Below are 14,797 nucleotides of genomic sequence, written 5' to 3'. Positions count from 1 at the left end.
GAAGACGAAAGACGTGTCTGGCTTGATCGTTCATAGCGATCAAGGGTTCCAGTACACGTCCTACGCGTATCACGACATGCTGCCACAGGTTGGCGCCCAAATCAGCATGTCACGTCGAGGCAACTGTTATGACAATGCCTCTATGGAGAGCTTCTTCTCGCATCTCAAAACGGAAGGGCTCTACCCCTATGATATCCGATCGCTTGAAGAAGCTCAAAGGAGAATTGAATCGTACATCCACTTTTATAACCACTGCCGACCACAACGAAGACTAAACAAGCTGACTCCGGTTACGTACAGACGCCAGCTTGCTGCCTAGAGGTTTTTTTCACTGTCTACATTTCGGGGACTTGACCACAAGTGGTCAAGGGCTTCTCTCAGGTGATTTGTAGTGAGTTCGAACTGACCCCACTTTGATAATCTAGTCTTACTGCCAAGAGGGATTATTCTGGATGCAAATTCGTTTAGATAATCGGTATCCGAAGGATAATTACCAAAAGGATGAACAGAACCAGGACGAAAGCGATCGCGCTTCCGAATCCTCCACCGACTGCGATTCCCATAGTTAGCACTCCCATCTGCAAAGGATCATACATGATATGTCCGGTAAAGGGGAGCGAATTGGACTGATGGGTACATGCGATGACCCATTTTTCTCAATAAAGGCCCTGACAGCTGAAGCCATCAGGGCGAATTCGCAAGCGCTTGCCGGGCTAGAAAGCCAATCGGATCAGCCATGCTAAGCAAAACAATGCCCTACCAGCAACAACAGCCAGCAGGGCATATTAGAAAAATCGTCCTCCAAAAAAGGGGAATCCAAATTCATTGAATTGGTCGAACCGTTCGAATGGGGCAAACGGAAAAAATGACCGCTCAAACCTCTCAAATCCAAATGGCGAAAAAGGTGAAAAGGGGGTGAATGCCGATGTACGAACGGATTTCTTTGACCGTTTTTTTGATGCCATATAGATCACCACCACACGAAGGATGATTACCAAAAGAATGAACAGAACCAGAGCAAGAGCCGTCGCACTTCCATATCCGCCACCAACGGCGACCCCCATAGTTAACACCTCCATCTACAAAAGATGTATATGATATGTCCGCTATGAGGGAGCAAATGGGGCAATTGAGTACGTGCAGCGACCCATCTTCACACAAAAGACCTCGCCAGCCTAAGCCAGCGGGGTATCCTCGAAACAGCGGACACTTTCGGGGAGATGTTTTTCTCGGCACCAATTCGCCTTTTCGGGCTGATTTGAGCAGCGTATATTCGGCTATAAAAAGCAAAACAAAAAGGGACTCAAGGGTTTCTCTCAAGTGAACTAGCCGAAATGGAGTAAACAAGCAGTATAATAATAAAGGTCCCTTTAGCAAAAGTACCGATTATGTAGTTCATGATAAATTCTATCTTTTAAAGTGAACAAGTATACTGTCTCTGATTAAATAGATGTTAGCCCATCTGGCCAAAGCTTGTCGGGTCTCTAGACCTTTCACCGACAGTCGATGAAGATAACTTCAGCGCTCAGCAGAAAAAACTTGCTCCGTTCTTCCATAAAAATGTTACGTAATGTATAGGCACGCATTATAAAAATCACTTGCATGTGGTATAATGCCAATAGAAGAAGCTTAGAATGCTAAAGGAGCCGTGCGGCTAACACGACTCCCCTGGCAATAGCCGCTTTTAAGGGCGGTAGGCTTCGAATAGGTAACGTCCGGATAGACCGCTAACCATTGTCCGTGGGGCGGTCTATTTCTTTTTGTTTAGGTAACTGAGCAGCGCAAGAATGAACATGCCGAACATGAACATTAAGCTGAGTGCTTGGTATACCTCCACAGGCATCACCTCCCTTCCGAGAGGTTAGCCGACCGCCCATATAGCCTTTCTATTGCCCTTTAATTATAGCATATGCCCACTTGGTAATCTTCTCCTTTTGGACCGCTCTATCCAACTGAGCTAGAGCGCCTACTCTACATAAAAACGAAAAAACCCTTGATTCACAAAGGAATCAAGGGTTTCTCTCAAGTGATCTGTAGTGGGCTCGAACCACTGACCCCCACCCTGTCAAGATGGTGCTCTCCCGGCTGAGCTAACAGATCATATCGGGTTTCGCCCGCTTCTTTTTTGAAGCTCGTAAGCGGCGACAAGTGATATATTATCAGGTATCCCTCGACAAGTCAACTCCTGCTCGGAATTTTTTCGACGACGCGATTTCGGAATGGAATTCCTGCTTATTTGCAAAATTCTTCTGTGTTAAAATCGGGTAGAATCCTGGCCGCGGCCACATGGGAACAGGAGGAACCCTTGAGTCCATCACGCAAACGCAAAAAGAAACGCAGTCGCACGAAGCCCCGTTTCCTACAATTCATCGCCTTTCTGATCGTCCTCTTTCTCCTCTTCCTTTACATCCGACAAGAAAACGGAGAGAACTGGCCTCTGCCCTGGGCGACACCGGACCCATCGGCGGTGGTTCGCATCGAGTTCCCCTCCGATCGTTATCCCAAAACGGCGGAGCACATTCGGAACGCCATCAAGTCGGGAGAGTCTGCGTATTGCACCATCGACCGAGCCGGTGCGGAGGAGAATCGTTCCGAGTCGCTACGAGGCATACCTACCCGCAAAGGCTACGATCGCGACGAATGGCCGATGGCCATGTGCGAAGAAGGAGGAAAAGGCGCCGATGTCGCCTATATCCCCCCTGCCGATAACCGAGGCGCTGGAAGCTGGATTGGCAATAAGCTGGACGACTATCCCGACGGAACCGTAGTCGAGATTATCGTACCCTAACGATCTTCGGGAGTCTTCTTCTCATCCTTATCTCGAGAAGAGGGCTCCCCTTCTCCGTTTCGGGGCCTGTTGAAGGCCGCCTCGAACAGCCCGGTCGCAGACAGCCCCGACAGCGCTCCCGCCCACAATCGGAGCACCAAGGTCAAGTCCGTAAACGGATAAGCCACCAGCCCAATCAGCATACCGAGCGCGACTCCGGTCAGCGGCACCAGCCTCTTGGGGATGGGAACCGTCACCTTGACCAGTTGAACCGCCGCCAAGACAAAGACAGACAGCATTGATGAGAACGCTAGCATGCGTGTCAGGAGTTCTTGATCCATCCTGCATTCCTCCCTGCTTCCTTTCGCTGAAACGAAGGATGGGGGACTTAGCGTCAAGCGATGGCTTGGCTCATGTATACAGCCCAATCGCCTTAACCAGGATAGAGCCATTTTGCTGCACCCTAGCCCCCTTGTCCGCTTTCCGTCCCTTCCATCTCCGTTTCTACTACTTTATGCAGGAGGAACTCCAGAGGATGTCCGACAATCTCCTATTTCTTCATCGTTTGGCTGGTCAACCACTGCTGGGTTAGCCGAATTGCTTCCTCCAGAGGCTCGGTTATTCCCTGAAAAGGATGCACCGCACCGAAGGTATGATTGCCTCCCGATACCTTCAGCCACGGAATGTCCGGGCGAAGCTCGGTGAGCGCCGCAGAGCCCTTGCGAAGTCGAGCGCTGTCCTCTGTTCCTTGAATGAGCACGACAGGCGGTTGAATTCCCTGAATACGCCCTAAGATATCGAACCGGCCAGCATTGGCCTCCAAGTCCTCCAACAGCACGCGATCCAGCGGCATGTGCTGCTTTGTGCGCCCGTTCAGCACATAAGCGCGTCCGTGCTCTCGCATGTCTGCCTTTTCCTGATCCGAGTACAGGTCCACATTCGTGATCCCGTTCCAGCTGATGACTCCCGCAACTTCCCCTGGATGCTCAAGCGCATACAGCAAGGAGTCTCCTGCTCCGCGGCTGTGTCCCAGCAGATAGACATCCTCTTCTACCCGCAGCCCGAGCGGCGTTCGACCCTGACGCACCGCGTTCACCAGGAACTCCAAATCCTCCAGCTCCCGGGTATACGTATTGCATGCAAATTTGTCCAACTCAGTGAAGGTGAACGGGTCTTCCCCTACCCCATTATGGGTAAAATTGAACGTAATCACATCAAAGGAAGTCGCCAACTGTTCCCCAAGGTAAGGAAAGAAGCCCCAGTCTTTGAACCCTTTGTAGCCATGGCATACGATGACTACACCTTGACTTTCATGTTGACTAGGGAATGCCGTTCCTCGAAGAATTCGATCGGGTGCAAGCTCCAATTCAAAAGCAATGCTCACGCAGACTCCTCCTTTTTGCCTGTTGTTAGGCTTAGTATAAGGGGGAAGGAGCGGCCGGATCAAATTTTACCAAGGGGTGCAACCTTTTAAAACAAGTGCCCGTCTGAGGGGGTGGAGGTGCATCAACGATGACAACCAAATGGAAATGGATTTCGGCTGCTGTGCTGCCAGCCGTTCTGTGGAGCTCTGTAGCCATGGCATTCAGTGATACGGCGGGGGACCCGGCAGAAGCGAAGATCAAGAGCCTGCAGAAGGATGGGATTCTTCGCGGAGTAAATGGAGACCAGTTTGCACCGAAGCAGGTGCTGACCTATGAGCAAGGGATTCATTTGCTGGTGAAGGCGTTCAATTTGAACCTGGACGACATTCAATTTGTAAAAGAACCGAAGGCGAGTGATTACTTCTCGAAAGTTTCGGACAGCGCCTGGTATGCGAATGATTTTGTCATTGCGCAGTTCACGCTGGAGCTGGGCAAGGACGTCAACCCGAAGGCTCCCATTACCCGCGAAGCCTACGCCCACCTGCTCAGCAAAGCCATCCAACAAACAGGTGAGTATGCCACGATCTTGTTGTACAATATCATTGAGGACGAGAACATGATTGATCCTGCCGCTTCCGGCAGCATTCAGTTCCTGTTGAACACGAAGATCACGAAGCTCGATTCCGCACACAAGTTCCGCCCGAAAGCCAGCATCACCCGCTCTGAAGCAGCGGATATGCTGTACGAAGCCCGCGCCTTTGTGACCAGTCACGGCGGGAAGCTTAGCGCGGAGCCTACTCCCGGAGAGGAGGATAACTCGGTGACACCGGAAGACGAATCAGCCCTGTCCGTTGAAGCGATCAGCCCCGACGTGAACAAAGTGACCTTGACCGTCACCGTTCCGCACCCGGGATATGGCGTGGTCATCACAGGGATACAATTCACCAGTGACCACAAGGCCATCATCCGCTACAAGCTCACAGATCCCGACCCCGATATGTTTTATCCGATGGTCTTGAAGGATGTCAAGGTGTCCACTTACATCGATAAGGCGTATACTCCCGTTGCGATGCTGACGAAATAAGAGTAGATGATGTCCCCTTTACTTAATAAAAGCTGCCCCTACCGAATAGTAGGCGCAGCTTTTTTATGCCCGACTCCTCACGGCTTGTATCGGTCGGGATACGCGGCTCTCGCCTTTTCTGTAAACGCACGAATGAACTCCGTCTTGGCCTCGGTATACCCATCCCGATTGTGCTCAAACTCATGAAACAAGCTTTCCTTCAAGCGGCTATAATCCTTCGCCACCTCGGGATGGTCGAGCAAATAGTCGCGAAAATAAAGCTCTCCGACATCGCTTAAGCAGCAAACATGGAGGTGGTACACCTTTTCAGCAAATCCAAACGGGGTATAGCCTTTGTTATAGCTTGTCTTCTTAGTGGGTTCCTCCTGTTTTGACATACAGGTCCAACCCGCTTCCCTCAACCGCTCCTCCACTTGGCTCCAGTCGCAGTCTTCCCCCACTTCCACAAGAATGTCTACCGTCGGTTTGGCAATCAGGCCCGGAACCGTCGTACTCCCCATGTGGTTGATTCGCTTGACGGTTTCACCAGAGCTTGTACGACTTGCTCCTCTTCTTCCCGATACCATTCGTAGTAATCGGGATTATGCTCCTTCAGGATAATGGGGAACAATCTCCACAGTTCCTCGATCGTCATATCGGCTAACGGTTTTGTCATGAATATTCCTCCGTCCGTTTCATTCCGTGAATGTGTCCAGCGTCCATTTTCGTATGCGACTGCTCACGTAAACGAGTTCGGCAATTTTCCCCGCCCTCTCGCTTTGATGCCCGTACCACTATTCACACAGCAGGATATACTCGTCCTCTGTCTCTAAAAAGAGCGTTCGGTAGCCGGCCCAGGAATCGTCATAGCGGATTTCAACCGCCCGCTGAACCCCTTCAATCTTCATGAAAAACATTTCTTCTTCCAGCCTCTTTAGGCCCAGCTTATAGATGCCAGGTCCGCCGATTTTATCCTCTACTCCGTACCTCTGCTCATAAACCGCTATGCCCTCTATGACCTTCTTCGTCTTATCCGTTATGCATTGATTCGCAAACTCTTCTGCCTCGGAACTCCCCCATGTCTGTAAGGTGAAGTCCGCCACATCCTTCAAGAAGAAATGCTCGTAAATGCTCTTTGCGGCTTCTGTGGAAGCCATGTCGCTCTCATACCACTCCTCAACCTCGATAAGTTCCAAAAGCCATAGCTTCAAGAAAGCATCAAGCTCATGGGCAAAAGCAGCCTTCAATCCACGATAAATCCCGAGATAGAGCTCGTATTCCGACCAGGTATGAAACCGGACTCCCTCCAGTTTCGACAGATCCAGCTCGCCAAAAGAGTGCTGAATGACTTCGGGAGCTTCCCGCGCCGCTTCCACTACCTGGTTTACATGAATGTACATGGTCGCCTTCTCCGTTTCTTCGTTCTAGACGTCTGATCTTAATCGGGAGTATAGCATCAAATCAACGACTCCATGCCCTTTCCAGACATGTCCCTGCCGAATCGTCCCTTCGAGGGTGAACCCGTTTCGCAGGAGGACATGTTGCGATTTCTCATTTTCCGGCATGACGAACGCTTGAACCCGGTTGATCTCCAGGTCGCCAATCAGATACTCCAGCATCGCCGCCACGGCTTTCGTTGCGATGCCTTGCCCCCACACCCGATTCTGGAGTCGATACCCTATTGTGATGGCGTTAACTTCCGGGGCATAATCAAACAGTTCCACGGTACCCACCACTCGATCAGACTCGCTGTTCAGGCAAATCCCGAGAAGGATCAGCTTTTTCTTGAGAAAGTCCCGTTCAAAATGACCGATCATATTCGCGACAGCCTCCTTCGTCTTCCTGAGCATGACGGGGCTGTGGCGAAACTGATTTTCGTTGCTGTATAGTTCAAACAAGTCGTCCACATCAGATGGAACCGTTTTACGCAAGGTGACTTCATCGGCGGTTATGTACGGAAAGTGTTCATATGGGCTTTTCACTGCCATGGGAACGACCTCTTCTCTGCTTAAGGTAATAAATCCATTTTTCCATAAAAAAGAAAGAAGTCAATCCATTGGGATTGACTTCTTGGGGATAACGCCTTAGTGGGCCCTGCAGGACTCGAACCTGCGACCAATCGGTTATGAGCCGACCGCTCTAACCAACTGAGCTAAGGGCCCTTTCCAAAAAACAGTATTGCGGGGGCAGGATTTGAACCTGCGGCCTTCGGGTTATGAGCCCGACGAGCTACCGGGCTGCTCCACCCCGCGTCGACGACTGATTTATAGTCACAAAATATAGTATACCCCGAGCATTTTCCAAGTGTCAAGATAAAAGAACACTCAAAAGCAGACCGCACGTAACCGCCGGTCCGCTGCCGTTCCCCCTTCTTGCCCTGCCCATTTCAGGTGGGAATGTACCGCACTCCGAAACGCCCTTTGCAAGAGCGGTAGATCTCTACGTTCCGAGGGCAATCGTATCCGTAGATCCACCAATCCTCTTCCATCCGCTTGGCAAGGCATCCCGCCTGGAACTTGGTGTCATACAGCTTGGCCCAATAAATCCAATCCATGCTTCCGTTCATGCCTGATCCCGATCCCTTCGTCCGCATAATGGAATAAGGCTAGCTTGCCCATTTTGGCGTCACGGTTTCCATATGGTCGAAGGGAATCGGTACCAAAGCTGCAACCTATTCGCCTGCGCTGGCTTCCTTCAAGAAGGGATCAAGCGGAATCACCTTAGCCTCCTGAGCACTAGCTGCCTCTCCAGCTGCCAGTGCTTCCAGCTCATACACCTTCTCGTCCAAATCACGCTGACGGTGGGCGATACGGCTGGAAGCCGACGAAGCAACAGCAGCGACCAAGTCATCCAAGAAGGTATTCACTTTGCCGAGTGCTTTATTGTCCAGTTGGCGAATGATGCCTACCTTTTGTTTGTCCAAATAGCCGAAGGTGGTCACGGCAATGCTGCCATAGCCAAACACCGAGCCGAGGGCCAGCGTTTCATCGCAGCCGAACAAGCCTTCGTCGTCGCGGAGAATGGACAGCAACGGTTCAGAGACAAGCCCCTGCTCGGCCAGAACATCCAGTTCAATCCCAACAAGGATCGCATGCTGAAGCTCCCGTTTGGAGAGGACGGCACGCACGCTCTCCAGGCAGGTTTCCTTAGAAAGATTGGGATGATACGGCAGCTGCATGTCGTACACGATATCGGCAATCGCTTCCAATTCGACACCGCGCTCCGCTAGCTTGCGATACACGGCATTTTCCAATTCCCGGTTGTGGACTCTCATCGAACTTCCCCTTCCCGCCTCGCTTCTCGTCTTCCTGATCGGAAACAGAAGCCTTTCCTTCTATTGTAATCACCGCAGGGAAAAAGGTTCGGTATCTTTCTCCCTACCCAGAAGATTCGACACGACGGGAGTCGATCCCTGCAAAAAGAGCCACCCACCGTCCATAAAGACGAAGAATGGCTTTGAAGGGAGTGCGGTTCGTTACTCGGCTTTGCCGTACTCCGAGGGATTGGCCCGCCATGCTTTCAGCTTGGCAAGATCCTCCTCCTGGATGTAGCCTTGGGCGAGAGCCGTGTCCAAGAGCGCTGAATAAGTCGTCAACGTTTCCACCGGAATGCCTGCGTCAGCGAAAAGTGCGGACGCTTGCGCAAACTCATAGGTAAAGATCGCGAGAACGGACTGAACATCGCCGCCTGCTTCCTTGGCTGCCAAGGCAGCCTTCAGAGAGCTGCCCCCGGTGGAGATCAGATCTTCGATCACAACGACCTTCTGCCCTTCCTTCAGGACACCTTCAATTTGATTCTGCTTGCCATGCCCCTTCGCTTTATCCCGAATGTAGATCATCGGAAGGTTCAGCTTGTCCGCTACCCACGCTGCATGCGGGATACCGGCGGTAGCCGTTCCGGCGATCACCTCTGCATTCGGATACTTCTGCCGAATCAATTCGGCAAAGCCTTCGGCAATCAGGGTCCGAATGTTAGGGTAGGACAGTGTCAGCCGATTGTCGCAATAGATAGGCGACTTGAGCCCGGAGGTCCAGGTAAACGGATCGTTCGGACGCAGAGCGACCGCTTTGATATTGAGCAGGGAATGAGCAATGGTCTCGCTCAGGTTATGCATGGCCATGGGTAAGCATCTCCTCCAAAATGGTTTCAAGTGCGAGCCTCGGGTCGGCCTGTGCGGTGATCGGACGGCCGATGACGAGGAAGTCCGTTCCTTCGCGAAGCGCCATCGCCGGGGTCATCATGCGCGACTGGTCTCCGGCATCCGCGCCGGCCGGTCGAATTCCCGGCGTGATTGTCAAGAAAGATTCACTCGTCGCTTCCTTAATGGGGCGCACCTCTTGCGCCGAGGCGACCACTCCGTCAAGACCTGCCTGCTTGGTGAGGCGAGCATAGCGGGTAACGGCATCCGCCAGCGTTCCGGGAATGCCGATCTGCTCGTTGAGCGTCGCTTGATCCGTGCTCGTGAGCTGCGTGACCGCAATGAGCAGCGGACGATCCGGAAGGGCCACCCCCGAAGCGTTATCGAGGGTGGACGAAGAGCGAGATACACCGGTAAGCGCTTTGTCCATGCCCTCGCGAGCCGCCTCCATCATCCGCACCCCACCGGCGGCGTGGACGTTGAACATGTCCACGCCCAGCCGAGTAATGCTCTCGGCTCCTCCTTTTACCGTGTTCGGAATGTCATGCATCTTCAGATCGAGGAAAACGCGGTAGCCTCTCTTCTTCAAGTTCTCCACGAAGCGAGGGCCTTCTGCATAAAACAGCTGCATACCGACTTTCAGATAGCACGGAATGCCTTCGAGGGACGCGAGCAGCGATTCCGCTTGAGCGGCATTCGGGTAATCAAGGGCAACGATGATGCGTCGAGCAAGCTCGTCCCGGTTTGCCGGGTTTCCTTCCGTCGCATGGAATGCGTGAGTCATAGGCTCCTCCTATACGGATCATATGGGCGAAAGCGTGGATTCAAACCGGCAGAACAGGCCGGCTTGAATACCGCTCTCTCGGCACACGACACGACCCTTCATCCATAGGTGAGTCTTCTGGAGGAAGGGCCGTGTCGGCCATGCCGGAGTGCTTCATCGCCCTCCGGCTTTATTGCTTATACGTGTACACGTGCCTTCGGGGTCGCTTCTGCGGTGGTCGGCATGGAGCGAGAAGTGAAGTTGATCGTCTGCAGCACATGCAGCAGCGCCTTCACCGTATCGAGCGAGGTCATACAGACGACGCCGTTCTCTACCGCCTCGCGGCGGATGCGGAAGCCGTCGCGCTCCGGCTCCTTGCCTCTCGTCAGCGTGTTGACGATGAAATGGGCTTGCCCGCCGCGGATCAGATCGAGGATGTTTGGCGCTCCCTCGCTCAGCTTGTTTACGGTGGTAACTTGGAGCCCTGCTTCTGTCAGTGCCTTGGCCGTTCCTCCGGTCGCGATAATGCGGTAGCCGAGCTCGTCGAAGCCCTTCAGGATTTCCGCTGCCTCGGCTTTGTCCTTGTCGGCGACCGTTGCAATGATCGAACCAGCCGGCGGAATCTTCATGCCGGAGCCGACAAGTCCCTTGTACAGTGCCTTCGCATAGTTCCGATCGCGGCCCATGACTTCACCCGTCGATTTCATCTCCGGGCCAAGCGTCGTATCAACCCGGCGCAGCTTGGCGAAGGAGAAGACCGGTACCTTGACGGATACATGGTCATCTTCCGGATACAAGCCTTCCGAATAGCCGAGCTCTTCCATCTTCTTGCCGAGGATGACTTGGGTGGCGATCTTCGCCATCGGGATCGTCGTGACCTTGCTCAGGAACGGCACGGTGCGCGACGAGCGCGGATTGACTTCAATGACGTAGACTTCGTCCTGGAAGATGACGTATTGGATGTTCACCAGCCCGCTCACGCGGAGGGCCTTCGCGATCTTGATGGTGATGTCAACGATCTTTTGCTTGATGATGGGAGAGAGCGTCTGCGGCGGGTAAACGGCGATGGAGTCGCCGGAGTGTACGCCAGCCCGTTCTACATGCTCCATGATTCCCGGAATGAGTACCGTTTGGCCGTCACAGATGGCGTCCACCTCGACCTCCTTGCCCAGCATATAGCGGTCGATCAGCACCGGATGCTCCGGATTGATCTTCACCGCTTTTTCCATGTAGCTGAGCAGGTCTTCGTCGGAGTAGACAATCTCCATGGCACGCCCTCCGAGGACGTATGAGGGGCGAACCAGCACCGGGTAGCCGAACTTCGCCGCTATTCCAACCGCTTCGTCCACCGAAGTGACCGTCCCGCCCGGAGGTTGGGGAACTTGCAGCTCACTCAGCAGCGCTTCAAATTTCTTGCGATCTTCCGCCTGGTCAATGCTTTCCAGGTCGCTGCCCAGAATGCGCACACCGGCTTTGGCGAGCGGAGCCGCGAGGTTAATCGCGGTTTGGCCGCCGAACTGTACAATGACACCGATCGGCTGCTCGCGCTCGATGACATTCATGACATCCTCGAAGAACAGAGGCTCGAAGTACAGCCGGTCCGAGGTGTTGAAGTCGGTCGATACCGTCTCGGGGTTGTTGTTGATGATGACGGCTTCGTAGCCGGCTTCTTGAATCGCCCATACCGCATGCACGGTCGAGTAGTCAAATTCGATCCCTTGGCCGATGCGGATCGGACCGGAGCCAAGCACGACAACCTTGGGCTTCTCCGTCTTGATCCCTTCGTCCTCTACTTCATAGGAGGAGTAATAGTACGGGGTAACCGCTTCGAACTCGGCGGCGCACGTATCGACCATCTTGTAGACCGGCTTCAGGTTCAGCTTCTGACGGAAGCTGCGCACTTCCGCTTCGATTGAATGAGAGAGGGCGAGCTCGGTCTTGCGGCGAATCTCCGCAATGGAGCGGTCGGTGAAGCCTTTGCGTTTCGCTTGGTAGAGAAGCTCCGGGGTGAGCTCAACCGCGGCCAGCTCCTTCTCGAAGGCAACCATCCCTTGCAGCTTGTTCAGGAACCACCAGTCGATCTTCGTCAGCTCCTGCAGGAACTCCAGGGAATAGCCGCGGCGATAGGCCTCCGCCACCAGGAAGAGACGCTCGTCATCCGGCTTCGCCAGACGCGCTTGAAGCGTCGCGTCGTCCAGTTCAGCGGCTTCTTCCAGATACAGGCGATGCGCACCAATTTCAAGGGAGCGGATCGCTTTGTGCAGCGATTCCTCGAAGGTACGGCCGATGGCCATGACTTCACCGGTTGCTTTCATCTGCGTGCCCAGCTTACGGTTCGCCGAAGTAAACTTGTCGAACGGCCAGCGCGGAATCTTCGAGACAATGTAGTCGAGTGTCGGTTCGAAGCAAGCATACGTCTGCCCCGTAACCGGGTTGATGATTTCGTCGAGCGTATAGCCGATGGCGATCTTCGCAGCCATCTTGGCGATCGGGTATCCCGTTGCTTTGGAGGCGAGCGCCGACGAACGGCTGACCCGCGGGTTTACCTCGATGACGTAATATTGGTAGCTGTACGGATCGAGGGCATATTGGACGTTGCAGCCGCCTTCGATGTTCAACGCGCGGATGATCTTGAGCGAGGCGGAGCGGAGCATCTGGTACTCCCGATCCGACAACGTCTGGCTCGGCGCCACGACGATGCTGTCCCCGGTGTGGACACCGACCGGGTCAAGGTTCTCCATGTTGCAGACGACGATGCAGTTGTCACCGGCATCGCGCATCACTTCATACTCGATTTCTTTCATCCCGGCGATGCTCTTCTCAATGAGGCACTGGCCGATCGGGCTGTAGCGAATCCCGGAAGCGACGATCTCGCGAAGCTCCTCTTCCTCAGAAGCAATGCCGCCGCCCGTACCACCGAGCGTATAAGCGGGGCGCACGATAATCGGATAGCCGATGGTGTTCGCGAAGTCGACCGCTTCCGGCACCGTCGTGACAATGACGCTATCCGGTACCGGCTGCTCCAACTCGCGCATGAGCTCGCGGAACAGGTCGCGGTCTTCGGCTTGCTCGATGGCTTCCAGCTGTGTGCCGAGCAGTTTGACGTTCTCGCGCTCCAACACGCCGGCACGGGCAAGCTCTACGGCCATGTTGAGGCCGGTTTGGCCGCCAAGCGTCGGCAGAAGGCCGTCCGGTTTTTCCTGGCGGATGATCTGAGTGACGAAATCGAGAGTAATCGGTTCGATGTAGACCTTATCGGCCATGTTGGTGTCGGTCATGATCGTGGCCGGGTTGCTGTTGATCAGAACGACCTCGATTCCCTCTTCCTTGAGGGCTTGGCAAGCTTGCGTTCCGGCATAGTCGAATTCAGCGGCTTGCCCGATGACGATCGGGCCGGAGCCGATGACGAGAATTTTTTTGAGATCAGCATTTTTCGGCATAAGACGGTTCTCCTTTCAAGACAAGCTCCTCATCGTGACCTAGTGCGGCTTCCGCCTGTGCAGGCGCGGCCTTGCTGCGGTTCGCCGCAGCACCCAGGTAGATCGCGGCCTGGCGGGACGGCTTCGAGACCGTCTCCTTGTGCGTGCGAATCATCTCGATGAACTGGTCGAACAGGTACCCGGAATCTTCCGGTCCGGGCGATGCTTCCGGGTGGTATTGGACGGAGAAGGCGGGGTACTCGCTGTGGCGAACGCCCTCCACGGTTTTGTCATTGTTGTTGATGTGGGTAATTTCGAGCTTGGTGCCTGTAATGCTCTCCGTCTTCACGGTGTACCCGTGGTTTTGGGAAGTGATGTAGCAGCGTCCGGTGGCGAGCTCCTTCACCGGGTGATTGCCGCCGCGATGGCCGAACTTCATCTTCTCGGTATCGGCTCCGCAAGCGAGCGAGAGGAGCTGGTGCCCGAGGCAGATGCCGAAGATCGGAATTTCACCGAGCAGGTTCTTGATGGTCTCAACAGCATGGGGGACGTCCTTCGGGTCTCCAGGGCCGTTCGACAGCATGATGCCGTCAGGGTCGAGCTTGCGGATCACGTCTGCCGTTGCGTTCTGCGGGACAATGACCACATCGCAGCCCCGGCTCACGAGATCCCGGACGATGCCGCTCTTCGAGCCGTAGTCGATGACGGCTACCCGCTCCCTCGGTCCTGGAATGTGGAGCGCAGATTTCGTTGAGACGCGTGCTACTTGGTCGCGCATCAAGGTGGACGCTTGCAGACGCTCCTTCAACTCCTCCACCGTTTCCTTTCCGGTGGTCAGTACGCCGCTCATGGTGCCGTGATGACGCAGGATGCGGGTCAGCATCCGCGTGTCGATACCACTGATCCCCGGAATGCCGTATTCCTTCAACAGGTGATCGACCGTATCCTGAGCCCGCCAGTTGCTGGGCATCGATTCGTGCTCGCGCACCACGAAGCCGTGAACAAACGGACGAATGGATTCAAAATCGTCTCGGGTGATGCCATAATTGCCGATCAGCGGGTAGGTCATGGTAACAATCTGGCCGCAGTATGACGGATCCGACAGGACCTCCTGGTACCCCGTAATCCCTGTATTGAACACGACTTCACCGGTTGACTCTCCCTCTGCACCAAACGCCAAGCCCGTGAACAGTGTGCCGTCCTCCAAAAGCAGCCTTGCCTGCATGATCCCCACTCCTTCGGTTTTCGATTGAATATTTATTCATCATGTGTGTATGGAAACG

Annotated in this window: 17 protein-coding genes and 3 tRNA genes; 3 read left to right on the top strand and 17 right to left on the bottom strand. The window is 54.2% G+C overall.

What is annotated here, in order from left to right:
- A partial coding sequence (locus tag AAFN83_RS18910) for an integrase core domain-containing protein (RefSeq protein ID WP_347772237.1) occupies positions 1–319 on the top strand: 319 nt, incomplete at its 5' end.
- Positions 320–785: 466 nt separating this feature from the next.
- Here the strand turns inward: AAFN83_RS18910 and AAFN83_RS18905 are convergent.
- The 3 genes from AAFN83_RS18905 to AAFN83_RS18895 form a co-directional block, all read right to left on the bottom strand.
- Positions 786–1,064 (bottom strand): YjcZ family sporulation protein, encoded by a 279-nt coding sequence (locus tag AAFN83_RS18905; RefSeq protein ID WP_347772235.1) that lies wholly within the window; start codon positions 1,062–1,064, stop codon positions 786–788.
- Between the two features lie 686 nt (positions 1,065–1,750).
- The gene (locus AAFN83_RS22140) at positions 1,751–1,804 is read right to left on the bottom strand and encodes a putative holin-like toxin (protein ID WP_347772693.1); all 54 of its coding nucleotides are present in this window, start codon (positions 1,802–1,804) and stop codon (positions 1,751–1,753) included.
- A gap of 223 nt (positions 1,805–2,027) precedes the next feature.
- Positions 2,028–2,100: transfer RNA gene (locus AAFN83_RS18895), tRNA-Val, on the bottom strand.
- A 205-nt stretch (positions 2,101–2,305) separates the two neighbouring features.
- Between AAFN83_RS18895 and AAFN83_RS18890 the strand changes: the two genes are divergently transcribed.
- The gene (locus AAFN83_RS18890) at positions 2,306–2,788 is read left to right on the top strand and encodes a NucA/NucB deoxyribonuclease domain-containing protein (RefSeq protein ID WP_481810524.1); all 483 of its coding nucleotides are present in this window, start codon (positions 2,306–2,308) and stop codon (positions 2,786–2,788) included.
- Here the strand turns inward: AAFN83_RS18890 and AAFN83_RS18885 are convergent.
- On the bottom strand, positions 2,785–3,108 hold the full coding sequence (locus AAFN83_RS18885) for a holin (protein ID WP_347772231.1): 324 nt from the start codon (positions 3,106–3,108) through the stop codon (positions 2,785–2,787). The genes AAFN83_RS18890 and AAFN83_RS18885 overlap by 4 nt on opposite strands.
- A 209-nt stretch (positions 3,109–3,317) precedes the next feature.
- Positions 3,318–4,151, bottom strand: coding sequence for an alpha/beta hydrolase family protein (locus tag AAFN83_RS18880; RefSeq protein WP_347772229.1), 834 nt, complete (start codon positions 4,149–4,151; stop codon positions 3,318–3,320).
- 128 nt (positions 4,152–4,279) lie between these two features.
- Here AAFN83_RS18880 and AAFN83_RS18875 point away from each other — a divergent pair, with 128 nt between their 5' ends.
- Positions 4,280–5,215 carry an S-layer homology domain-containing protein gene (locus tag AAFN83_RS18875; protein WP_347772227.1) on the top strand — a complete coding sequence of 312 codons (936 nt, stop codon included), beginning with the start codon at positions 4,280–4,282 and terminating at the stop codon, positions 5,213–5,215.
- Between the two features lie 77 nt (positions 5,216–5,292).
- Here AAFN83_RS18875 and AAFN83_RS18870 read toward each other — a convergent pair whose 3' ends face one another.
- The 12 genes from AAFN83_RS18870 to carA all read right to left on the bottom strand — a co-directional run bounded on the left by AAFN83_RS18870 (position 5,293) and on the right by carA (position 14,739).
- Positions 5,293–5,715, bottom strand: a complete 423-nt coding sequence (locus tag AAFN83_RS18870; protein ID WP_347772225.1) for a GrpB family protein — start codon at positions 5,713–5,715, stop codon at positions 5,293–5,295.
- The gene (locus AAFN83_RS18865; RefSeq protein ID WP_347772223.1) at positions 5,688–5,870 is read right to left on the bottom strand and encodes a hypothetical protein; all 183 of its coding nucleotides are present in this window, start codon (positions 5,868–5,870) and stop codon (positions 5,688–5,690) included. Before AAFN83_RS18865 ends, AAFN83_RS18870 begins: the two co-directional genes overlap by 28 nt.
- A 118-nt stretch (positions 5,871–5,988) precedes the next feature.
- Positions 5,989–6,594, bottom strand: a complete 606-nt coding sequence (locus AAFN83_RS18860) for a hypothetical protein (protein ID WP_347772221.1) — start codon at positions 6,592–6,594, stop codon at positions 5,989–5,991.
- 24 nt (positions 6,595–6,618) lie between these two features.
- Positions 6,619–7,182: a GNAT family N-acetyltransferase gene (locus AAFN83_RS18855; RefSeq protein ID WP_347772219.1), complete on the bottom strand. Its 564-nt coding sequence runs from the start codon at positions 7,180–7,182 to the stop codon at positions 6,619–6,621.
- Positions 7,183–7,282: 100 nt separating this feature from the next.
- Positions 7,283–7,356, bottom strand: a tRNA-Ile gene (locus AAFN83_RS18850).
- Between the two features lie 16 nt (positions 7,357–7,372).
- A tRNA-Met gene (locus tag AAFN83_RS18845) sits at positions 7,373–7,446 on the bottom strand.
- A 134-nt stretch (positions 7,447–7,580) separates the two neighbouring features.
- Positions 7,581–7,760, bottom strand: coding sequence for a hypothetical protein (locus tag AAFN83_RS18840; RefSeq protein ID WP_347772251.1), 180 nt, complete (start codon positions 7,758–7,760; stop codon positions 7,581–7,583).
- 105 nt (positions 7,761–7,865) lie between these two features.
- Positions 7,866–8,468: a phosphatidylglycerophosphatase A family protein gene (locus tag AAFN83_RS18835; protein WP_347772217.1), complete on the bottom strand. Its 603-nt coding sequence runs from the start codon at positions 8,466–8,468 to the stop codon at positions 7,866–7,868.
- 201 nt (positions 8,469–8,669) lie between these two features.
- Positions 8,670–9,314, bottom strand: coding sequence for an orotate phosphoribosyltransferase (gene pyrE / locus AAFN83_RS18830; RefSeq protein ID WP_347772215.1), 645 nt, complete (start codon positions 9,312–9,314; stop codon positions 8,670–8,672).
- On the bottom strand, positions 9,301–10,116 hold the full coding sequence (gene pyrF, locus AAFN83_RS18825; protein WP_347772213.1) for an orotidine-5'-phosphate decarboxylase: 816 nt from the start codon (positions 10,114–10,116) through the stop codon (positions 9,301–9,303). The genes pyrE and pyrF overlap by 14 nt, the downstream gene beginning before the upstream one ends.
- A 176-nt stretch (positions 10,117–10,292) precedes the next feature.
- Positions 10,293–13,535, bottom strand: a complete 3,243-nt coding sequence (gene carB / locus AAFN83_RS18820) for a carbamoyl-phosphate synthase large subunit (protein ID WP_347772211.1) — start codon at positions 13,533–13,535, stop codon at positions 10,293–10,295.
- Positions 13,519–14,739 (bottom strand): glutamine-hydrolyzing carbamoyl-phosphate synthase small subunit, encoded by a 1,221-nt coding sequence (carA, locus tag AAFN83_RS18815; protein ID WP_347772209.1) that lies wholly within the window; start codon positions 14,737–14,739, stop codon positions 13,519–13,521. The genes carB and carA overlap by 17 nt, the downstream gene beginning before the upstream one ends.
- Positions 14,740–14,797: the final 58 nt, after the last annotated feature.

Origin of the sequence: Gorillibacterium sp. CAU 1737 (genome assembly GCF_039888655.1) — a bacterium.
Taxonomy (GTDB): Bacteria; Bacillota; Bacilli; order Paenibacillales; family NBRC-103111; genus Gorillibacterium.
Note: the sequence above shows the minus strand (reverse complement) of the source record. Positions and strands in the feature narration are given on the sequence as shown.